Annotated in this window: 20 protein-coding genes, 2 tRNA genes and 1 pseudogene; 13 read left to right on the forward strand and 10 right to left on the reverse strand. The window is 68.6% G+C overall.

Translation table 11 applies throughout. The features are described 5' to 3' along the window. Window position 1 precedes the first annotated feature (1 nt). Window positions 2-1633: a glycoside hydrolase family 13 protein gene (locus tag FK531_RS07640; protein ID WP_142097225.1), complete on the reverse strand. Its 1632-nt coding sequence runs from the start codon at window positions 1631-1633 to the stop codon at window positions 2-4. A 54-nt stretch (window positions 1634-1687) separates the two neighbouring features. After that, window positions 1688-2083 (reverse strand): globin, encoded by a 396-nt coding sequence (locus FK531_RS07645; protein WP_142097228.1) that lies wholly within the window; start codon window positions 2081-2083, stop codon window positions 1688-1690. 177 nt (window positions 2084-2260) lie between these two features. Here FK531_RS07645 and FK531_RS07650 point away from each other — a divergent pair, with 177 nt between their 5' ends. The 3 genes from FK531_RS07650 to FK531_RS07660 all read left to right on the forward strand — a co-directional run bounded on the left by FK531_RS07650 (window position 2261) and on the right by FK531_RS07660 (window position 3709). Then, window positions 2261-2920, forward strand: a complete 660-nt coding sequence (locus FK531_RS07650) for an HNH endonuclease (protein ID WP_142097231.1) — start codon at window positions 2261-2263, stop codon at window positions 2918-2920. 71 nt (window positions 2921-2991) lie between these two features. After that, complete coding sequence (ctaJ, locus tag FK531_RS07655; RefSeq protein WP_142097234.1) at window positions 2992-3252, forward strand: aa3-type cytochrome oxidase subunit CtaJ; 261 nt, start codon at window positions 2992-2994, stop codon at window positions 3250-3252. Further along, window positions 3239-3709, forward strand: coding sequence for a DUF5130 domain-containing protein (locus FK531_RS07660; protein WP_142097237.1), 471 nt, complete (start codon window positions 3239-3241; stop codon window positions 3707-3709). Before ctaJ ends, FK531_RS07660 begins: the two co-directional genes overlap by 14 nt. A gap of 86 nt (window positions 3710-3795) precedes the next feature. Here the strand turns inward: FK531_RS07660 and pepN are convergent, their stop codons facing one another. Then, a complete protein-coding gene (gene pepN / locus FK531_RS07665; RefSeq protein WP_142097240.1) occupies window positions 3796-6375 on the reverse strand; it encodes an aminopeptidase N in 2580 nt (859 codons plus the stop codon). Between the two features lie 75 nt (window positions 6376-6450). Further along, window positions 6451-7686: an NAD(P)/FAD-dependent oxidoreductase gene (locus FK531_RS07670; protein WP_142097243.1), complete on the reverse strand. Its 1236-nt coding sequence runs from the start codon at window positions 7684-7686 to the stop codon at window positions 6451-6453. A gap of 144 nt (window positions 7687-7830) precedes the next feature. Here FK531_RS07670 and FK531_RS07675 point away from each other — a divergent pair, with 144 nt between their 5' ends. Continuing rightward, window positions 7831-8448 (forward strand): DsbA family oxidoreductase, encoded by a 618-nt coding sequence (locus FK531_RS07675; protein WP_142097246.1) that lies wholly within the window; start codon window positions 7831-7833, stop codon window positions 8446-8448. 43 nt (window positions 8449-8491) lie between these two features. Further along, window positions 8492-8692, forward strand: coding sequence for a hypothetical protein (locus tag FK531_RS07680; RefSeq protein WP_142097249.1), 201 nt, complete (start codon window positions 8492-8494; stop codon window positions 8690-8692). Between the two features lies 1 nt (window position 8693). Here FK531_RS07680 and FK531_RS07685 read toward each other — a convergent pair whose 3' ends face one another. Continuing rightward, complete coding sequence (locus tag FK531_RS07685; protein ID WP_435531024.1) at window positions 8694-9575, reverse strand: M48 family metallopeptidase; 882 nt, start codon at window positions 9573-9575, stop codon at window positions 8694-8696. Window positions 9576-9645: 70 nt separating this feature from the next. On the opposite strand from FK531_RS07685, the gene FK531_RS07690 reads away from it, so the two are divergent. Continuing rightward, window positions 9646-10119, forward strand: a complete 474-nt coding sequence (locus FK531_RS07690) for a ribose-5-phosphate isomerase (protein ID WP_142097252.1) — start codon at window positions 9646-9648, stop codon at window positions 10117-10119. Further along, window positions 10120-10917, forward strand: coding sequence for an Fpg/Nei family DNA glycosylase (locus tag FK531_RS07695; protein ID WP_142097255.1), 798 nt, complete (start codon window positions 10120-10122; stop codon window positions 10915-10917). Window positions 10918-10988: 71 nt separating this feature from the next. Here the strand turns inward: FK531_RS07695 and FK531_RS07700 are convergent, their stop codons facing one another. Next, window positions 10989-11801, reverse strand: coding sequence for a GA module-containing protein (locus FK531_RS07700; protein ID WP_142097257.1), 813 nt, complete (start codon window positions 11799-11801; stop codon window positions 10989-10991). Window positions 11802-11901: 100 nt separating this feature from the next. On the opposite strand from FK531_RS07700, the gene dinB reads away from it, so the two are divergent. Continuing rightward, the gene (dinB, locus tag FK531_RS07705; protein ID WP_142097260.1) at window positions 11902-13143 is read left to right on the forward strand and encodes a DNA polymerase IV; all 1242 of its coding nucleotides are present in this window, start codon (window positions 11902-11904) and stop codon (window positions 13141-13143) included. Here the strand turns inward: dinB and FK531_RS07710 are convergent. Together FK531_RS07710 and FK531_RS07715 are read right to left on the reverse strand one after the other, a co-directional pair. Further along, entirely contained in the window at window positions 13140-14276 is a 1137-nt protein-coding gene (locus FK531_RS07710) for a nitronate monooxygenase (protein ID WP_142097262.1), read from the reverse strand. The genes dinB and FK531_RS07710 overlap by 4 nt on opposite strands. A gap of 140 nt (window positions 14277-14416) precedes the next feature. Beyond that, window positions 14417-14490 (reverse strand) — tRNA-Gly (locus tag FK531_RS07715). A 154-nt stretch (window positions 14491-14644) separates the two neighbouring features. On the opposite strand from FK531_RS07715, the gene FK531_RS07720 reads away from it, so the two are divergent. From FK531_RS07720 to clpX, 5 genes are all read left to right on the forward strand, one after another. Continuing rightward, window positions 14645-14721 (forward strand) — tRNA-Pro (locus FK531_RS07720). A gap of 78 nt (window positions 14722-14799) precedes the next feature. After that, window positions 14800-16155, forward strand: a complete 1356-nt coding sequence (tig, locus tag FK531_RS07725; protein WP_142097265.1) for a trigger factor — start codon at window positions 14800-14802, stop codon at window positions 16153-16155. Between the two features lie 147 nt (window positions 16156-16302). Then, window positions 16303-16893 (forward strand): ATP-dependent Clp protease proteolytic subunit, encoded by a 591-nt coding sequence (locus tag FK531_RS07730; RefSeq protein ID WP_142097268.1) that lies wholly within the window; start codon window positions 16303-16305, stop codon window positions 16891-16893. Window positions 16894-16934: 41 nt separating this feature from the next. Next, entirely contained in the window at window positions 16935-17597 is a 663-nt protein-coding gene (locus tag FK531_RS07735; RefSeq protein ID WP_142097271.1) for an ATP-dependent Clp protease proteolytic subunit, read from the forward strand. 216 nt (window positions 17598-17813) lie between these two features. Then, window positions 17814-19091: an ATP-dependent Clp protease ATP-binding subunit ClpX gene (clpX, locus tag FK531_RS07740; protein WP_142097274.1), complete on the forward strand. Its 1278-nt coding sequence runs from the start codon at window positions 17814-17816 to the stop codon at window positions 19089-19091. Between the two features lie 87 nt (window positions 19092-19178). On the opposite strand, the gene FK531_RS07745 is transcribed toward clpX, so the two are convergent. Together FK531_RS07745 and FK531_RS07750 are read right to left on the reverse strand one after the other, a co-directional pair. After that, complete coding sequence (locus tag FK531_RS07745; RefSeq protein ID WP_142097277.1) at window positions 19179-19838, reverse strand: TetR/AcrR family transcriptional regulator; 660 nt, start codon at window positions 19836-19838, stop codon at window positions 19179-19181. Between the two features lie 161 nt (window positions 19839-19999). Further along, window positions 20000-20193 (reverse strand): annotated as a pseudogene (locus FK531_RS07750) (acetyl-CoA C-acyltransferase); the annotation flags it as partial. Window positions 20194-20196 lie beyond the last annotated feature (3 nt).

A 20196-nucleotide genomic window follows, 5' to 3' on the forward strand; every position in this document is an offset into this window, starting at 1 on the left:
CTCAGACCAGCCAGGCCGCGGCGTTCGGCGGCAGCGCCCCGTCCACCAGTGGTGCGCTGGAGAGCAGCACCTCGCCCGGCGGCAGCGGGATCGGCGCGTCGGTGGCGTTGAGCGCGCACGTCAGCCCGCCCCGGCGCCGGAAGGCCAGGCAGCCGGGCGGGCTTCCGTACCAGTCGATCTCGGTTCCCGAGAACTCCGGGCGGTGTGACCGCAGTTCGATCGCCGTCCGGTACAGCGACAGCGTCGACTCGAGGTCCTCGAGTTGCGCTTCGACGGTCAGCGGCGCCCAGTCAGGCGGCATCGGGAGCCAGGTGTCGGAGCCGGCGGTGAATCCGTACGGCGGCGCGGTGCCCTCCCACGGGATCGGTACCCGGCAGCCGTCGCGGCCGCGTTCGGTGTGCCCGGAGCGTTCCCACACCGGGTCCTGCAACGCGTCGTCGGGCAGATCGGTGTTCGGCAGGCCCAGTTCGGCGCCGTTGTAGATGAAGGTCGCGCCGGGCAGGGCAAGCTCGACCAGCGCCATGCCGCGGGCCCGGTCCAGGCCGACCCGACCACCGCCGTAGCGGGTCACCTCCCGCTCGACGTCGTGGTTCGACAGCGTCCACGTCGGGGTGCCGCCGACCGCCGCGACCGCCGCCATCGAGTGCTCGATCGCGGCCCGCACGGTCTCCGCCCCGAACTCGGCCTCCGCGAGCCGGAAGTTGAATCCCAGGTGCAGTTCGTCCGGCCGGATGTACTCGCCGAAGCGTTCGTTGTCGCGGACCCAGATCTCGCCGACCGACATGGTGCCCGGGTACTCGTTCATCACTGCGCGGATGCCGCGGTGGATCGCGTGCACCCCGGGGTTGTTGAATCGCGGATCGTCGTCGCCGCTGCCGAGCAGCTCAGTGTCGCTGTTGCGCATCAGTTCGTTGGTGTCCCAGTCGTGGTCCGGTAGGCCCTCGGGTTTGGCCATGCCGTGCGCGACGTCGATGCGGAAGCCGTCGATGCCCCGTTCGAGCCAGAACCGCAGCGTCCGCTCGAGGTCCTCGGCGACCTCCGGGTTGTCCCAGTTCAGGTCGGGCTGTTCGCGGGCGAAGATGTGCAGGTACCACTGGCCCGGGGTGCCGTCGGACTCGGTGACGCGGGTCCAGGCCGGTCCGCCGAAGATGGACGGCCAGTTGTTCGGAGGTACGGAGCCGTCCTCGCCGAGACCGTCCCGGAAGATGTATCGGGCTCGTTCGGGGCTGCCGGGCGCGGCGGCGAGCGCTGCCACGAACCACGGATGCCGCGAGCTCGTGTGGTTGGGGACCAGGTCCATCGTGACCTTGATCTTGCGGTCGTGTGCCTCCGCGATCAGGCCGTCCATCACCGCGAGGTCCCCGAAGAGGCGGTCGATGTCGCGCGGGTCCGAGACGTCGTACCCGTGGTCGGCCATCGGCGATCGCATCACCGGGCTGAGCCACAGTGCGTCCACCCCGAGCAGTTCGAGGTAGCCGAGGCGGTCGCGGACGCCGCCCAGATCGCCGACCCCGTCACCGTTCGAGTCGGAGAACGATCGTGGGTAGACCTGGTAGAACACGGCGTTCGTCCACCACGGATCCGTGGCCTCCGGCCCGATCTCGGCAGTGCTCACAGCCCCGTCAGTGCTCACAAGCTCACATAGTGCCAAACCCGGCCGACCATCACGACTCGTGGCGCGGGGCGGTCAGATCGGCGAGTTCACCATCGACGCGGCGGCCATGTCCATGTAGTCGGTCAGCGCGCGGCGGTGCTGCGCGTCGAGCGTCGACTCGTCGATCGAATCGATCGCGATGTGCATGCAGCGCAGCCAGGCGTCGCGCTCGAGGGGGCCGATCGTGAACGGCTGGTGCCGCAGCCGCAGTCGGGGGTGCCCGCGCTCGTCGGAGTAGGTGCGCGGTCCACCCCAGTACTGCTCGAGAAACAGTCGCATGCGGCGTTCGGCCGGACCGAGGTCCTCCTCGGGATACAGCGGCCGGACGATCTCGTCCTTCGCGACTTCCTCGTAGAACCGGGCGGTCAGGCGGCGGAACGTCTCGGCGCCGCCCACCGCGTCGTAAAAGCTCATCTCGGCATCAGTCATGGCGCCCACCATTGTGCCCGTCCCGGCGTGGGTGTGCCGCCGGGCCGGTCGGATCGCGTCTCCGCACCCGCGTCGTTGCCCGCCGTTCACCGAATGTCCTGCAGGTTTTGTGCCGAAATGGGCGTGCGTCGACGTCGCATCCGTGGTCCACTGGGTGGGGTCATTTCCGGAGGTGGCATGAAGCACCGACAGAGCGCGCGAGCGCATCGACAACTCGAGCCCACTGGCCCGCGCGACACGCGTGGGGCGGGGGCTTCCACGCTGCAAGTGTTAGACGAGGGCCTGAGACCCTCGATCCCGGGTGAGGACGCGGTGCCTGCCTGGGTGAAACGCCGGGTGCTGCTTCTCAACGCCACCTTCGAGCCACTCACCGCACTTCCTGTCCGCCGGGCCGTTGTGCTGCTGGTCTGCGACAAGGCCGACGCCGTCCACGAGGACCCGCTCGGACAGGTGATCCATTCCGCCGGCTGCTCCGTGCAGGTGCCGTCGGTGATCCGGCTGCGCAACTACGTACGGGTGCCGTACCGCGCCAGGATCCCGATGACCCGCGCCGCGCTGATGCACCGCGACCGCTTCCGCTGCGCCTACTGCGGCGACAAGGCCGAGACGATCGACCACGTGATCCCGCGCAGCCGCGGTGGCGGTCATTCCTGGGAGAACTGCGTCGCCTGCTGCGCGCCGTGCAACCACCGCAAGGCCGACAAACTGCTCAGCGAACTCGGCTGGACGCTGCGCGCCGCGCTGGTTCCGCCGAAGGGCCAGCACTGGCGCCTGCTCGCGGCCACCAAGGACCTCGACCCGATCTGGTTGCGGTACCTCGGCGAGGGCGCGGCATAGCGGGTGGTCCCTGCGGGCTTTTCGTGCGGGTCATGTCACCTTTGCCGGACGACTGGGCTACCGTTTGGCAGGTGAGCATTCTTGAGACAGTGCTGATCTTCGTCGGGATCCCCGTGGTCGCCACGGCGATCATCGCGGGACTGTGCTTCCTGGCCAAGCCGGTCGCGGGTTCGACGCCCGCGCACTACTCGCTCGACAAGGAATGGACCCACAAGCCCGTGCTGTGGTCCGCCGTCGACGAGGTCACCGTGGCGGGACACCATGGCGGACACAAGGCCATCGCGGCCGGTTCCGCAGATCTGATCGGAGGTTCGGCAAGTGGCAGGTGGTAACCGTTTCCCGGCAGTGATCGAGGCCGACCTTCCCGTGGGGTCCGTCGTGACCTCCAGTGGTCGCGTCTCCTCGGTGCACCGCATCGGCGATCCGTACGACGATCTCCCGTTCAGCGTCGACGAGCTGGTGACGCTCGACGACGCGTTGACCGACGCGACCCGTTCGACCAAGGTGCGTTTCAACGCGTACATCGGACCGCTCGGTGAGGACCCCGCGACCGGCGTCGACGAGCTGTTCCCGAGCACCCCCGAGGCCGAGCGTTCGGTCCTCATCGCGGTGTCGCCGAACCAGCGCGCCGTCGAGGTCCGCTCCGGCAAGGCCGTCGCGGACCGGGTCACCGACCGCGTCGCGCAGCTCGGCGTGACCGCGGCCGTCTCCTCCTTCGGCGAGGCGAACCTGATCGACGGACTGGTCAGCGCCGTCCGCGTCATGAGCGCGGCCATCGTGGCCCGCTAGCCGCCGCACCGACAACGAAGGGTGATGGTTCCCTTCATCCGGTCAGACCGGATGAAGGGAACCATCACCCTTTTTCGTGGCTGCTCCTAGCCGGCGTCGAACGCGCGCGCCTTGAGCGACCGCACGATCCCGGCGCGGCCCTCGACCACCAGCCGGCGCAGCGCGGGCGGCAACTCACCGGAGAGGAACTCGTCGGCCGCCGCGATCGACGCGTCGCTGATCGACCACGCCGGGTACAGCCCGACGACCACCGTCTGCGCCACCTCGCTCGACCGGCGTTCCCAGACACCCCGAATGTCCGCGAAGTAGCGCGCCACGTACGGCTCCAACAGCGCGCCCTGACCGGGCCCCGAGAAGCCGCCGATGATCGCGCGGGCGGTGATGTTCGGGACCGTGTCGTCGCCGACCACCGTCGACCACGCCTGTTCCTTGACCGCGGCCTGCGGCCGGGACGCCCGCGCCGCTGCGGCCTGCCGCGCTCCCGCTGCGGTCGGGTCGCGCTGGGCCTCGGCGTCGATCAACGGGCTCGCCGTCCCGTCTGCGTCGACCTCCCCGGCGACGGCCAGCGCCTGCACCAGACGCCACCGCAGGTCGGTGTCGATCTCCAGGCCCGGCAGGCCGACCGTCTCCGGATCGGCGTCGAGCAGTTCGGCGAGAACCTCGGTGTGCCAGGCCGACAGCTGCGCCCCGGTCAGCGAGTTCACGAACGCCAACTGGTGGTCGGAGCCGGCCTCGGCCTCGCGGGCCAGTTCCAGCAGGCGGTTGGCGAAGTCGGGCCACCCGGTCTCGGTCGCCCAGCCGGGCTCGGCGTAGGCGGCGAGCGCGGTGTGCGCTTGCATCAGCAGTCGCTGCACAACGCCGACCTCGGTCTCGGCGCCGATACCGCGCTGGACGAGGGCGACGAAGTCGCGGGCCTTGAGCTCGGCCTGGCGGGTCATCTCCCAGGCCGCGGACCAGGCGAGGGTGCGGGGCAGCGGGTCGGCGATGTCGCCGATCCGCCCGATCAGCGTCTCCAGGGACTCCGGGTCCAGCCGCACCGAGCAGTAGGTGAGGTCGTCGTCGTTGACCAGCACGAGTTTGCCGCGCTCGACCCCGACCAGTTCCGGGATCTCGGTGCGCGGTCCCTCGACGTCCAGCTCGATCCGCTCGGTGCGGACCAGTTTGCCGTGCGGGTTGTCGTCGTAGATGCCGATGGCGAGCCGGTGCACGCGGGTCTCGCCGGCGCCGGGCTCGGCACCCTCCTGGATCACCGCGAACGAGGTGAACTTGCCGTCGGCGTCCAGCTCGAACTCCGGCCGCAGGATGTTCAGGCCGGTGGTCTTGAGCCACTGGGCGCCCCAGTCGGACAGGTCCCGTCCGGAGGAGCGCTCCAGTGCGGCGAGCAGGTCGTCGAAGGTGGCGTTGCCGAAGGCATGTTCAGTGAAGTACGCGCGCAGGCCGGCCAGGAACGGCTCGAGCCCGACGTACGCGACGAGCTGCTTGAGCACCGACGCGCCCTTGGCGTAGGTGATGCCGTCGAAGTTGACTTCCACCGCGGCGAGGTCGGGGATGTCCGCGGCGATCGGGTGTGTCGACGGCAGCTGGTCCTGCCGGTACGCCCACGACTTCTCCACGTTCGCGAACGTGGTCCAGGCATTGGTGTACTCGGTGGCCTCGGTCTGGCACAGCACCGAGGCGAAGGTCGCGAAGGACTCGTTGAGCCACAGGTCGTCCCACCACTTCATGGTCACCAGGTCGCCGAACCACATGTGCGCCATCTCGTGCAGCACCGTCTCGGCGCGCCGTTCGTACGAGTAGCGGGTGACCTTGGACCGGAAGACATAGTCCTCGAGGAAGGTCACCGCGCCGGCGTTCTCCATTGCGCCCGCGTTGAATTCGGGTACGAACAGCTGGTCGTACTTGCCGAACGCGTAGGGCACCCCGAAGCTGCGGTGGTAGAACTCGAAGCCCTGCTTGGTCTCGGTGAACAGCCGCTCGGCGTCCATGTGCTCGGCGAGGGAGGCGCGGCAGTAGATGCCGAGCGGGATGTGGCCGTGGTCGTCGCTGTACGAGTCGCTCCACCGCGCGTACGGTCCGGCGATCAGCGCGACCAGGTAGGTGCTCATCTGCGGGGTGGTCCGGAAGTGGTGCTCGCCCGGTGTCGGAGCCAGGGTTTCGACGAGCGCGGCGTTGGAGATCACCTTCCAGTCGTCCGGCGCGGTGACGCGAATATCGAAGGTGGCCTTGAGATCCGGCTGGTCGAAGCAGGCGAACATCCGCTTGGCGTCCGCGGTCTCGAACTGGGAGTACAGATACACGGCCTGGTCGGTCGGGTCCACGAACCGGTGCAGGCCCTCGCCGGTGTTCGAATACTCGCAGTCGGCCTCGACGACCAGTTCGTTGCGCTCGGCGAGATCGGTCAGGGTGATGCCCTCGGACTCGTCGTAGCCGCTGACGTCGAGCGCGCGACCGTTGAGGGTGGCCGTGCGCACCCCGCGGGCGACGAGGTCGACGAAGGTCTGCGCGCCCGCCTTCGCGCCGAACGTCACCGTCGTGCGGGACAGGAAGGTCTGCTCGCCGGGTGCCCCGTTGCCGTCGGTCAGGTCCAACTCGATGCTGTAGTTGTCGACCGTCAACAGCTCCGCGCGCTGCGCTGCCTGGTCGCGGGTCAGGTTCGGTGGGGCCACGGGGGGACGCTCCTCGGGTTGGGGGACGGGTACTCGCGCTCTATCCCATCACGACGCGCGGACAGCCACGACCGCTCAGGCGCCGACCTCGCTCAGCGGCACGGCGGGATCCGACAGCGCCGCCGGATCCACCGGGACCTTGGATGCGACAAGCGACTTCACTGCGTCGGTGACGTCCCAGACGTTGACGTTCATCCCGGCCAGTACCCGGTGGTCGACGTCCAGCCAGAACGCGACGAACTCGCGGCGGATCGCGTCCCCGCGGACGACGACTCGGACGTAGCTGCCTGGCGGCGCGTGCCCGACGTACTCCATGCCGAGGTCGTACTGGTCGGTGAAGAAGTACGGCAGGTTGGTGTACTCCTCGCTGCCGCCGAGCATCGTCGACGCCGCGACCGCGGGCTGGTTGAGCGCGTTCGCCCAGTGTTCGACGCGGATGCGGGCGCCCAGTACCGGATGCTGCTGCGCGGCAATGTCGCCGACCGCCACGATGTCGGGATCGCTGCTGACCAGTCGGGCGTCGACCAGGACGCCGCCGTCGACGGCGAGCCCCGCCTGCTGCGCCAGTTCGACATTCGGCGCGGCACCGACCGCGACCAGCACCGCGTCCGCGGCCAGCACGTCGCCGGTGCCCAGGCGCACCCCGGTGGCCCGGCCCGCCTCGGTGGTGATCTCCTCGACCGTCGCGCTCACCCGCAGGTCCACGCCGTGCTCGCGGTGCAGTTCGGCGAACACGGTGCCCATCTCGGGGCCGAGCGAGCCGAGCAGCGGCAGCTCCGCAGCTTCGACGACGGTGACGGTGACGTCGTGCCCGCGCGCGGCCGCGGCGACCTCCATGCCGATCCAGCCGGCGCCGATCACCACCAGTCGCGAACCCGGGGTCAGCGCGGCGAGCAGTGCGTCGGACTCGTCGACGGTGCGCAGGTAGTGCACGCCCTCGGCGTCCGAACCGGGAATCGGCGGTCGCCTCGACCGGGACCCGGTGGCCAGGGCGAGCTTGTCGTAGCCGAGGGTCGAGCCGTCCGGCAGCGTCACCCGGTGCGCGGCGGCATCGAGGGCGGTGGCGGTGGTGCCGAGTCGCAGGTCCACATGGTGGTCGCGGTACCAGTCGCCGTGGTGCACGGTGAAGTCGGGCAGCGACTTGGTGCCGGCGAGATGTTCCTTCGACAGCGGCGGCCGCTCGTAGGGGAGGTGGTCCTCCTCGCTGAGCAGCACGATCTCGCCGTCGAAGTCCCGGTCGCGCAGACCCTCCGCGACCTTCGCTCCGGCGAGCCCGCCGCCGACGATGACGAACGTACGGTTCGGTGACATCTGCCACGCTCCGTTCCCGGGGGTCTCGTATCGTCGACGGTACTGCCCCGCACCCGCCCCGGGAAGCTATCGCGAGCCTCCGTGGTTGTCGTGTGACGAGGAGCCGAAATTCGTTCCGCTGACCCGACCGATGGAGAGCGCCAAGTGACTGAGACGACGAAGGACACCGCAGACTTCTGGTTCGACCCGCTGTGCCCGTGGTGCTGGATCACCTCGCGCTGGATCCTGGAGGTCGAGAAGGTCCGCGACATCGAGGCCAACTTTCACGTGATGAGCCTGGCCGTGCTGAACGAGGGCAAGGACGACCTGCCCGAGCAGTACCGCGAGTTGCTGGAGAAGGCCTGGGGCCCGGTCCGCGTGGCGATCGCCGCGGCGAAGGACCACGGTGACGAGGTGCTGCTGCCGCTGTACACCGCGATGGGCACTCGCATTCACGACCAGGGCAACAAGGACCTGCCCGCCGTGATCTCGGAGGCGCTGGCGGAGGTGGGCCTGCCGGCCGACCTGGCGTCCGCGGCCGACACCGACGTCCACGACCAGGAGTTGCGGACCAGCCACAAGGCCGGCATGGATGCGGTCGGCCCCGACGTCGGTACGCCGACCATCCACGTCAACGGCGTCGCGTTCTTCGGCCCCGTCCTCTCGCGGATCCCGCGCGGCGAGGATGCCGGCCGGGTGTGGGACGGAACGGTCGCCCTGGCCTCGTACCCGCACTTCTTCGAGCTCAAGCGCAGCCGCACCGAGGACCCGTCCTTCGAATGATGCGCTGACGCGCAGTGGTGCGGATACGGCGTTCCTGCACTCCGTGTCCGCACCACTGCTGCCTACGGCAGCATCAGGATCCGAGATCGCCGCACTCGAGCATGCTGTGAGCGTGCATCCCGGGCGGCTGCCCGACTGGCTGCCACGATTCGTCGTGATGATCGAGTACGCCGCGTCCCAGGGCTGGGTCGACGGGCACAACCGGCGGGTGCGCGCCCACCGTGAGCGGGCCGGCCGCGACTAGTTCAGGGCCGGAAGAACAGTCGGCCGTGCCGCGAGCGGTCCCGCAACGCGTGCGCCCGCCAGGTCAACACGGGGTGCCCGGCCAGCAGGTTGACCAGCCAGGGGAAGAATCCGCGCTCGGTGACGGCCCGGTCGGCCATCTCGTGGAAGCCCACCAGGTTCATCAGGTACTTGCCCGCGCCGAGGACACCGATCGCCCCGACCGCTCCGTCGGGGCGATTGCAGAGACCGTGGTTGTCGGCGGTGTACTCCTGCGCCCGCGAGAGCGACGAGCCGAGTCCCGGGACGTAGTTCGACGCGAACATGCCGAGCTGACGCCAGTACGAGGCGTGGCCCGCGGCGATGTGCCCGACCTCGTGGCCGACGATGAACGCGAGCGCGTCCGGGTTGCGCGCGTGACCGCCGATCTCGAACAGGTCGCTGTAGACCACGACGTACCGGCGGAACCCGTGACCGGACGCGAACGCGTTGATCCGACCATTGCCCAGCACCACGTAGCCGTCGGGCACCTCACGCATGCCGAACCGTGCCGCCGCCTCGACCAGCATCCGGTAGCCGTCGGGAAACTGGGTGGGCGTCATCTTCACGCCGTTGACCCGCTGGGACGCGTACATCTGCCCACGTGCCAGGAACACGACCGCGGGGGCGAGCAGGAGCAGGACCACCCAGTAGTCGAGCCTGCCGAGGAGTAGCAGCGCGATCGCCGTCAGATAGGCGAGGGCGGTCACGGTGACCGACACGACAAGCAGTGCGATCTCGAACCGGTGCCGCGCCGGCATGCCCCACGGGGAGAGGCCGCGCGGTGGAAATGCCTGCGGCGGAGGGAACCCCGGCGACGTGACGGGTGGCACAGGGTGCGCCGTGACCGGTGAGAACTGCTCCATGGGAACAGACTGTAGGCGTGGGCGCATGCCGTCCGCGGGTCGGTCGGAGGTGGTCTGACAGAATTGGCACATGCGCGTATACCTAGGTGCCGACCACGCTGGCTTCGAACTCAAGAATCTGATCAAGGACCACCTCGTCGCGAACGGCCACGAGGCGGTCGACTGCGGCGCCCACGAGTACGACGCGCTCGACGACTACCCGGCGTTCTGCGTCGAGGCGGCGCGCCGGACCGTGGCGGACGACGGCAGCCTCGGCATCGTGCTCGGCGGCAGCGGCAACGGCGAGCAGATCGCGGCGAACAAGGTGCCCGGCGCCCGCTGCGCTCTGGCCTGGAGCGTCGAGACCGCGCAGCTCGCGCGCCAGCACAACAAGGCTCAGCTGATCGGCATCGGCGGGCGCATGCACTCCACGGAGGAGGCGCTCGCGATCGTGGACGCGTTCCTCGAGACCCCGTGGTCGGGCGAGGAGCGGCACCAGCGCCGCATCGACATCCTCTCCGAGTACGAGCGCACCGGCGTCCCGCCCGCGCTGCCCGAGGCCTGAGTGCCCGAGGGGCACACCCTCCATCGACTCGCACGGGAGCACCAGCGACACTTCGCCGGTGCTCCCGTCCGCGTCTCCAGCCCGCAGGGTCGGTTCGAGGCGGGCGCAGCACTGGTCGACGGGGCGGTGCTGGTGACGGCCGAGGCCTGGGGCAAACACCTACTGCACCACTACGACAACGGGCGCGTCGTGCACGTGCACCTCGGGCTGTATGGCAAGTTCACCGACCTGCCGCTGCCGATGGGCGTGCCGGTCGGGCAGGTACGGATGCGGATGGTCGGTGCCGAGATCGGTACCGACCTGCGCGGCCCGACCGCCTGTGAGATCTACGACGAGCCGCAACTGACCGCGCTGGAGAACCGTCTCGGACCGGACCCGCTGCGGCCCGACGCCGACCCCGACCGTGCGTGGCGCCGAATCTCCAAGTCCCAGACCGTGATCGGTGCGCTACTGATGGACCAGGCGGTGCTGGCCGGGGTGGGCAATGTGTACCGGGCGGAAGTGCTGTTCCGGCACGGCATCGACCCGGAGCGTCCCGGCAAACGGGTCAGCCGGTCCGAATGGGACGCCGTCTGGGCGGATCTGGTCGAACTGATGGCGATCGGTGTCGACGCCGGGGTGATGCACGTGGTGCGGCCCGAGCACGACACCGGCGCGCCGTCGTATGCGGTGGACCGGCCGCGGACCTACGTCTACCGCCGTGCAGGGGAGCCCTGCCGAGTGTGCGGCACGCCGGTCCTGCACTCGGTCATGAAGGCGCGCAACCTCTTCTGGTGTCCCACCTGTCAGGCGTCCTGACGCACGCGCGACGCGCAGGGCGAACGGAAACGGCCCGGGTCGAATGACCCGGGCCGCATCAGGTTCGTGACTCAGAAGTCGAAGTCGCCGAATCCGCCGCCGTCGAATCCACCGCCGTCGAACCCGCCGTCACCCATTGCGCCGTAGTCGGTGTCGCCGCCCATGTCGCCCATGTCGCCCATATCGCCGCCCTGATCGCCCATGTCTCCGCCGGCCGCGTCCAGGCCGTCCTGGTAACCGTCGCCGTAGCCGTTCTCGAAGGCCTGCGCGTCGTACCCGACACCGGACATGCCGCTGAACATCGCGGAGAACAGCAGCATCGAGCCGACACCCCAGGCGCCGGCCACCAGTGCGGGCTTCCACCACGGTTCGGAGTACCACCCGGCCGGGACCGGCCGACCTGCGACGCGACCGCCGGGGTAGTAGTTCGGGGTCTGCGCCGACGGGTTCGGCGATGCCGAGACCTGACGCCCCTCGAACTCGATGTCACGGTTCTCGGTGACCTCGCCCGCAGACTTCTGGCCGTCGATGCTGGGCACCTCGGGACCGGGGTCCATGCCCATCGCGGTGCGGGCGGCGCGGATGTAGTAGAGGCCCTCGAGCGCGGTCTGCTTGGCCAGCCGTGCCTGGGCGGGGGTGCCTGCCTGCTCGATCTGCGAGCCGGCCGCGGTGTACCGCTCGGAGGCGTCGGCCAGCGCCTGCTTGGAGGCGGTGTCGGTGCCGGTCAGGTTGTACACCTGCCCGCCGAGGCGCTCGATCGCCTGCCGGGCGTCCGCCTTCGCGTCCTCGAGTTGGTGAGCGGTGTTGCCGACCGACTTCCTCTGGCTCTTCATGACCAGAAAGACGACGGCGGCGATGATCACAAGGATCAGAAGGAGTTCCACAGGAGACCTTCCTGAAGGGACAAACCGGACACCTGTCAGTTTACCGGGATTTGCGGCGGGCTCCCCGGGGGTGGACCGTGTCGGTGGCCGATGCGAACATATGTTCGTGTCCACATTCGAGCGGCCTACCGCAGGAGAGGCGACGATCCTGCATGCCGACCTCGACGCGTTCTATGCCTCCGTCGAGCAGCGTGACGACCCGTCCTTGCGGGGCAGACCGGTGATCGTCGGCGGTGGGGTGGTCCTGGCGGCCAGCTATGAGGCGAAGGCGTACGGGGTCCGGACCGCCAGCGGTGGTGCGCAGGCACTCCGGCTGTGTCCGCACGCGGTGGTCGTGCGACCGCGCATGTCCGCGTACGCCGAGGCCAGCCGGGCCGTGTTCGAGGTGTTCCGCGACACCACCCCGCTGGTCGAGGGCATCTCGATCGACGAGGCGTTCCTCGATGTCGGAGGACTGTCACGGCTCGCGGGTAGTCCCGTCGAGATCGCCACCCGGCTGCGCCGCGAGGTACGCGAGCAGGTCGGGCTGCCGATCACGGTCGGGATCGCCCGGACCAAGTTCCTCGCGAAGGTGGCCAGCGCGGTCGGCAAGCCCGACGGGCTGCTGCTGGTCCCGCCCGACCGCGAGCTCGCGTTCCTGCATCCGCTGCCGGTCGAACGGTTGTGGGGCGTAGGCAAGGTCACCTCCGGCAAGCTCCACGCTTACGGCATCGACACCGTGGGCCAGATGGCGACCCTGCCCGAGCGGGAACTTGCAGCCGTCGTCGGCCAGGCCGCAGGCAGGCATCTGCACGCACTCGCTTGGGCGCGCGATCCGCGGCGGGTGCAGACGACGGGGCGGCGGCGCTCGATCGGTGCCCAGCACGCACTCGGGCGCAGGCCGCGGTCCTTCGAGGAGATCGACGCCACTCTCGCCGGACTGGTCGATCGTGTCGCCGGGCGGCTACGCCGGGCCGGGCGGGTGTGCCGCACCGTGGTGCTGCGGCTGCGCTTCGACGACTTCACTCGCGCCACCCGCTCGCACACGCTGGTCCAGGCCACCGCGCGCACCGAGGTGATCCTCGTCGCGGTGCGGACGCTGCTGGCCGATGCCAGGCCGATCATCGCGGACGGAGGGTTGACCCTCGTCGGCGTCGCGCTGACCAACCTCGACGAGATGGGCGGCGAGCAACTGTCGCTGCCGTTCGAGCCGGACACCGGGGTCACCGCCGAGGTGCCCCACGGTGTCCGGCTCGACGGCGCGCTCGATGCCGTGCGGGACCGATTCGGTCCGGTCGCGGTCACGCGCGCCGCACTGCTCGGGAAGGATCGCGGCGAGAGCCTGCCGATCCTGCCGGACTAGGCGTTCGCGGCCGCCGCGTTCAGCTGCTCGAGGGTGCCGGTCGCGTCGAGGTATTCCTCCACCCAGCGCTCGATGACCGCGGCGGTCTTCTCGACCTTGGCGAACTGGCCCACGACCTGGCCGACCGGGTTGAAGGCGACGTCGACGGTCTCGTCCGGGTACTTGTGGGTGGCGGCGACGGCCATCCCGGAGACCATGTACTGCAGCGGCATGCCGAGCGGCTCGGGGTTGCCTTCCTTCTCCCACGCCTCGGTCCAGTCGTTGCGCAGCATCCGGCAGGGCTTGCCGGTGAACGACCGGCTGCGGACGGTGTCGCGGCTGGACGCGTCGATGTACGCCTGCTGCTGGACGGTGGTGTTCTCCGCCTCTTCGACCATCAGCCACTGCGAGCCGGACCAGGCGCCCTGTGCGCCCATGGCCAGCGCCGCGGCGATCTGCTGGCCGCTGCCGATGCCTCCGGCGGCGAGCACCGGGACGGGTGCGACCTCCTTGACGACCTGCGGCCACAGCACGATCGAGCCGACCTCGCCGCAGTGGCCGCCGCCCTCGCCGCCCTGCGCGATGATGATGTCGACGCCCGCGTCCGCGTGCTTGCGGGCCTGGTAGGGCGAGCCGCACAGTGCCGCGACCTTGCGGCCGGCGTCGTGGATGTGCTTGATCATGTCCGCCGGCGGCGTGCCGAGCGCATTTGCGATGAGCGTCACCTTCGGGTGCTGTAGCGCGACCTCGACCTGCGGGGTGGCGGTGGCCTCGGTCCAGCCGAGAAGCTGCAACGCGTTCTCGCTGCCGTCGTCGGGCAGCGGCACCCCGTGGTCGGTGAGGATCTTGCGGCCGAAGTCGAGGGTCTCCTTGGGGACCATGTTCTGCAGCATCGTGGTGAGCTCGTCGGCGGACAGGTTCGAGTCCATGCCCTCGTACTTGTTCGGGATGACGATGTCGACGCCGTACGGGTGGTCGCCGATGTGCTCGTCGATCCAGTTCAGCTCGATTTCGAGCTCCTCGGGCGTGAACCCGACCGCGCCGAGCACGCCGAAGCCGCCGGCCTTGCTGACGGCGACCACGACGTCGCGGCAGTGGGTGAACGCGAAGATGGGGAACTCGATGCCGAGGTCATCGCAGAGCGGGGTGTGCATGCGCGGTTCCTTCGCTGAATAGATGGCAGAGTTGTAACAGGTTCCACCATAGGTCGCGGCGCGCTCGGCGGGGCGTTGTCCGGGAAATCACGTCGGAACACGAAAAAGCCCGCCACCGTGCGGTGGCGGGCTTTGCCTGCTGGAGGGGATGACGGGAATCGAACCCGCGTAGCTAGTTTGGAAGACTAGGGCTCTACCATTGAGCTACATCCCCGAGCACACGACGTCACGGGATCGCCATGACTGTCGTCTGCGTTGGAGACTGTACATAACCTCGCTTTGGATTCGCCAATCGGGTGGCCGTAGGATTCCCATTCGGTAGCGGCCCGCGGTTCTCGATCCGCGGTCGCCGATGCTCGCGGACCTAACGGGGTGTAGCGCAGCTTGGTAGCGCATCCGCTTTGGGAGCGGAGGGTCGCAGGTTCAAATCCTGTCACCCCGACCAGGGACAACGTAAGGAAAGCGTGCGCCTGAAGACCAGGCCACGCGGCCAACGAGATAGACCACACGAAGGAGCATGTCCGTGAAGAGCACCGTCGAGCAGCTGAGCCCGACGCGGGTCCGTATCAACGTTGAGGTGCCCTTCGAGGAGCTCAAGCCCGATTTCGACAAGGCGTACAAGGCGCTCGCTCAGCAGATCCGTCTCCCCGGCTTCCGTCCGGGCAAGGCCCCGGCCAAGCTTCTCGAGGCCCGCGTCGGTCGTGGCGCCGTGCTCGAGCAGGTCGTCAACGACGCACTGCCGACCCGCTACCAGGAGGCCGTCACCTCGGGCGAGGTGAAGGTCATCGGCCAGCCCGAGATCGAGATCACCAAGATCGAGGACGGCGAGCTGCTCGAGTTCACCGCCGAGGTCGACATCCGCCCCGAGATCGCCCTGCCCGACTTCGCCACCCTCGCAGTGACGGTCGACCCGGTCGAGATCACCGACGAGGCCGTCGACGAGCAGCTGCTCTCGCTGCGCCAGCGTTTCGGCACCCTCACCGGTGTCGAGCGGGCCGCGGCCGAGGGTGACTTCGTCTCCATCGACCTGTCCGCCACCGTCGACGGCGAGGCCGTCCCGGAGGCCACCGCCGCCGGACTGTCCCACGAGGTCGGATCGGGCCAGCTGATCGAGGGTCTCGACGAGGCCGTCGTCGGTCTGAAGGCCGGCGAGTCCAAGGAGTTCACCACCAAGCTGGTCGCCGGTGAGCACACCGGCAAGGAGGCCGTCGTGACGGTCACCGTCGGCACCGTCAAGGAGCGCGAGCTCCCCGAGGCCGACGACGACTTCGCCCAGCTGGCGAGCGAGTTCGACACCCTCGACGCCCTCAAGGACGACCTGCGTGAGCGCGTCGGCCGCGTCGCCAAGGTCGAGCAGGCCGGCCAGATCCGCGACAAGGTCCTCGAGACCCTGCTCGAGACCGTCGAGGTCCCGCTGCCCGAGGCCGTCGTCAAGGCCGAGGTCGACGCGGCGCTGCACGACGCCATCCACGGTCTCGACCACGACGAGGCGAAGCTCGCCGAGCTGCTCGAGGCGCAGGGCACCAGCCGCGAAGAGTTCGACGCCGACGCCAAGGCGTCCGCCGAGAAGTCCGTCAAGACGCAGCTGCTGCTCGACGCGATCGCCGAGGCCGACGGCACCCAGGTCGGACAGCAGGAGCTGACTGAGCGGATCATCTTCCAGGCGCAGCAGTACGGCATGTCGCCGGATCAGTTCATCCAGCAGATCCAGCAGGCGGGCCAGCTCGGCGCCGTCTTCGCCGACGTTCGTCGCGGCAAGGCGCTGGCCGGCGTCGTCGAGAAGTTCACCGTCACCGACACCGACGGTGCCACCGTCGACACCGCCGAGCTGTTCGGCGGCGGCGAGTCGGAGGACGCGGCGGAGTCCGACGAGAGCTAGATTTCACGCCAATAGCGAACAGGGGCGGCACCGGGACTCCGGGGCCGCCCCTGTTCGTTAGTGTCTGTGTCAAGAACCAACGTTTCAGTGATGGAGAAGGCAGGTACCGTGACTTCACAGAACCCGGCGGCTTCGCAGGGCCCCGCCATGACTTCGGCCACGTCAGGTCTGAATCTCAGCGACTCGGTGTACGAGCGCCTGCTGCGCGAGCGCATCATCTTCCTCGGTACCCAGGTCGACGACGACATCGCGAACAAGCTGTGCGCGCAGATCCTGCTGCTCTCCGCGGAGGATCCGACCCGCGACATCTCGCTCTACATCAACTCTCCGGGCGGCTCGGTCACCGCCGGCATGGCGATCTTCGACACCATGCAGTTCGCGGAGTGCGACATCGCCACCTTCGGGATGGGCCTGGCCGCCTCGATGGGGCAGTTCCTGCTCTCGGCCGGCACCAAGGGCAAGCGGTACGCCCTGCCGCACGCGCGGATCATGATGCACCAGCCGTCAGCGGGTATCGGCGGTTCGGCGAGCGACATCGCGATCATGGCCGAGCAGTTCAAGCACACGAAGCGCGAGATGGCCGAGCTGATCGCCGAGCACACCGGCCAGACGGTCGAGCGGATCAACACCGACTCCGACCGCGACCGTTGGTTCACGGCGACCGAGGCCAAGGACTACGGCTTCGTCGACCACGTCATCTCCCGCGCGCGGCAGGCCGGCGGCACCGGCAGCAACTAGCCGAGTCCGCCCCGACGCCCCTCAACACTTTGGAGAAGAAGATGACCAACTTGTTCGATCCCCGTGCGCTGGGTGGACAAGCCCCCGCTGCACCCCAGTCCCGCTACATCCTGCCGTCGTTCATCGAGCACTCGAGCTACGGCGTCAAGGAGTCGAACCCCTATAACAAGCTGTTCGAGGAGCGCATCATCTTCCTCGGCGTGCAGGTCGACGACGCCTCGGCGAACGACGTGATGGCCCAGTTGCTGGTGCTCGAGTCGCTCGACCCCGACCGCGACATCACGATGTACATCAACTCGCCCGGTGGCTCGTTCACGTCGCTGATGGCGATCTACGACACGATGCAGTACGTGCGTGCCGACATCACCACCGTCTGCCTCGGCCAGGCCGCTTCCGCGGCGGCGGTGCTGCTCGCCGCGGGTACCCCGGGCAAGCGTCTCGCCCTGCCGAACGCGCGCGTGCTGATCCACCAGCCCTCCACCGGAGGCATCCAGGGGCAGGTCTCGGACCTCGAGATCCAGGCCGCGGAGATCGAGCGCATGCGCCGGCTCATGGAGACGACGCTGGCCAAGCACACCGGCAAGGACGCCGAGGTGATCCGCAAGGACACCGATCGCGACAAGATCCTCACGGCCGAGGAGGCCAAGGAGTACGGGATCATCGACGACGTGCTCGCCTACCGCAAGCTCTCCGCCCAGAAGTAGGGCGCGGTGCGCCCGGACCCGGGTGGTCCGGGCGCATGCGGTCGTCGCCGGCGGGGCGAAACACCGTCAACAAGTCGACCTGGTTCCGAGACAACGGGTACGGTCACATGAGGGGCTTTCGCCCGCGGAGAGAGCAGTTCGTCGAGAATTCGACACCCGCGGCGACATCGGCACCCGACGCTAGTGCAGCTGAGAAGGAAGTAGGGACCTGACGAGATGGCACGCATCGGTGACGGCGGGGACCTGCTGAAGTGCTCTTTCTGCGGTAAGAGCCAGAAGCAGGTGAAGAAGCTCATCGCGGGCCCCGGGGTCTACATTTGCGACGAGTGCATCGACCTGTGCAACGAGATCATCGAGGAAGAGCTCGCGGAGTCGAGCGAGGTCAAGCTCGACGAGCTGCCCAAGCCCGCGGAGATCCGGGACTTCCTCGAGAACTACGTGATCGGTCAGGACGCCGCCAAGCGCACGCTCGCGGTGGCCGTCTACAACCATTACAAGAAGATCCAGGCCGGGAACAAGAGTCACGATGTGCGTGGCGAGAGCGTCGAGCTCGCCAAGTCGAACATCCTCATGCTCGGCCCCACGGGGTGCGGCAAGACGTACCTGGCGCAGACTCTGGCGAAGATGCTCAACGTTCCGTTCGCGATCGCCGACGCGACCGCACTGACCGAGGCCGGCTACGTCGGCGAGGACGTCGAGAACATCCTGCTCAAGCTGATCCAAGCCGCGGACTACGACGTCAAGCGTGCCGAGACCGGCATCATCTACATCGACGAGGTCGACAAGATCGCCCGCAAGTCCGAGAACCCGTCGATCACCCGTGACGTCTCCGGCGAGGGCGTCCAGCAGGCGCTGCTGAAGATCCTCGAGGGCACCCAGGCGAGTGTGCCGCCGCAGGGTGGACGCAAGCACCCGCACCAGGAGTTCATCCAGATCGACACCACGAACGTGCTGTTCATCGTGGCGGGTGCGTTCGCCGGGCTCGAGAAGATCGTCTCGGATCGGGTCGGCAAGCGGGGCATCGGATTCGGCGCGGAGGTGCGGTCCAAGGCGGAGCTCGACGCGCAGGATCGTTTTGCCGAGGTGATGCCCGAGGACCTGATCAAGTTCGGTCTGATCCCCGAGTTCATCGGCCGTCTGCCGGTGGTCGCCTCGGTGACGAACCTGGACAAGGAGTCGCTGGTCCAGATCCTGTCCGAGCCGAAGAACGCGTTGGTCAAGCAGTACACCCGGCTGTTCGACATGGACGGTGTCGAGCTCGAGTTCACCGCCGACGCCCTCGACGCGGTCGCGGACCAGGCGATCCTGCGTGGGACCGGTGCCCGCGGCCTGCGCGCCATCATGGAAGAGGTCCTGCTGCCGGTGATGTACGACATCCCGAGCCGCGACGACGTCGCCAAGGTGGTCGTCACCGCGGAGACCGTCAACGACAACGTGCTGCCGACCATCGTGCCGCGCAAACCGGAGCGGGAACGCCGCGACAAGTCGGCGTAATTGACACAGCGCCGCGACAAGTCGGCGTAGTTCAAGTTTTCAGCGAGGACCCCCACTCGATCGAGTGGGGGTCCTCGCCGTTTCACGTCATGTCCTGTCGCGCAGGAAGGCGACGACCATGTCGCCCAGCATCTTTCGCTGGTGTTCGCGCAACTCCGGCGCCACGAGGTTCTGCCCGAACAGGGCGTCCCAGGTGAACTGGTGTGACACCCGGAATCCGGCGTAGCTGCTGAGGATCATGTGGACGTCGAGGGCGCCGACGTCGGTGCGGAACAGTCCCTGGCGTTGGCCGTCGACGAGGATGCGCGAGACCAGGTCGGCGGCGGGGGCGCCGAGGCCGCTCAGGGCGTCGGACTTGCGAATGTGCTGGCCGCGCAGCATGTTCTCGCCGGCGACGAGTCGAACGAAGTCCGGGTGCTGCTCGTGATGGTCGAAGGTCAGCTCGGCGAGGGCCCGGATCGCGCCGATCGGGTCGAGGCCGCTGATGTCGAGTTGTCTTTCGTGCTCACGGATCTCGCCGTAGGCCCGTTCGAGGACCGCCTGGTACAGGCCTTCCTTGTCCGAGAAGTAGTAGTAGATCATGCGTTTGGTGGTGTGGGTGCGTTCGGCGATGACGTCCACCCGGGCGCCGGCGAAGCCCTTGTCGGCGAACTCGGTAGTCGCGACGTCGAGGATGTTCTCGCGGGTGAGGTCGCTGTTGCGTCGGCGCTTGCTGGGTCCGGCTGCGCTCGGCTCGGTGGGCGACATGGCGACACTCTAGCGCTCGATACCCGCGGTCTCCTCGCGCCGCTGCCGTCCGACTGTGCTCAGCTCCGCGCCGGGAACTGACGCCTTCCCCGGGGTTCCCCAATGTCGCATTGGTTCCCCAGGAGGGCATCGATGTGACATTGGGGAACGGTTGGGTGGGGTTACGCGAGGCGCTCGAAGACGGCGGCCAGGCCCTGGCCGCCGTCGATGCACATGGTCTCGAGGCCGTACCGCGACTCGCGGCGGTCCATCTCGCGCAGCAGGGTGGCCAGGATGCGGGCACCGGTCGCCCGACGGGGTGACCCAACGAAATGCCCGACCCGTTGGGGTTCAGGCGCTCGTCGGTGGGATCGAGCGG

Source organism: Rhodococcus spelaei (assembly GCF_006704125.1).
Taxonomy (GTDB): domain Bacteria; phylum Actinomycetota; class Actinomycetes; order Mycobacteriales; family Mycobacteriaceae; genus Rhodococcus_G; species Rhodococcus_G spelaei.

Coding starts and splice junctions, on each gene's coding strand:
- FK531_RS07645 (WP_142097228.1), bottom strand. CDS start 2,083: ATGACTGATGCCGAGATGAGCTTTTACGACGCGGTGGGCGGCGCCGAG.
- FK531_RS07650 (WP_142097231.1), top strand. CDS start 2,261: ATGAAGCACCGACAGAGCGCGCGAGCGCATCGACAACTCGAGCCCACT.
- FK531_RS07670 (WP_142097243.1), bottom strand. CDS start 7,686: ATGTCACCGAACCGTACGTTCGTCATCGTCGGCGGCGGGCTCGCCGGA.
- FK531_RS07685 (WP_435531024.1), bottom strand. CDS start 9,575: ATGGAGCAGTTCTCACCGGTCACGGCGCACCCTGTGCCACCCGTCACG.
- FK531_RS07690 (WP_142097252.1), top strand. CDS start 9,646: ATGCGCGTATACCTAGGTGCCGACCACGCTGGCTTCGAACTCAAGAAT.
- dinB (WP_142097260.1), top strand. CDS start 11,902: ATGTTCGTGTCCACATTCGAGCGGCCTACCGCAGGAGAGGCGACGATC.
- FK531_RS07710 (WP_142097262.1), bottom strand. CDS start 14,276: ATGCACACCCCGCTCTGCGATGACCTCGGCATCGAGTTCCCCATCTTC.
- FK531_RS07730 (WP_142097268.1), top strand. CDS start 16,303: ATGACTTCGGCCACGTCAGGTCTGAATCTCAGCGACTCGGTGTACGAG.
- FK531_RS07735 (WP_142097271.1), top strand. CDS start 16,935: ATGACCAACTTGTTCGATCCCCGTGCGCTGGGTGGACAAGCCCCCGCT.
- clpX (WP_142097274.1), top strand. CDS start 17,814: ATGGCACGCATCGGTGACGGCGGGGACCTGCTGAAGTGCTCTTTCTGC.
- FK531_RS07745 (WP_142097277.1), bottom strand. CDS start 19,838: ATGTCGCCCACCGAGCCGAGCGCAGCCGGACCCAGCAAGCGCCGACGC.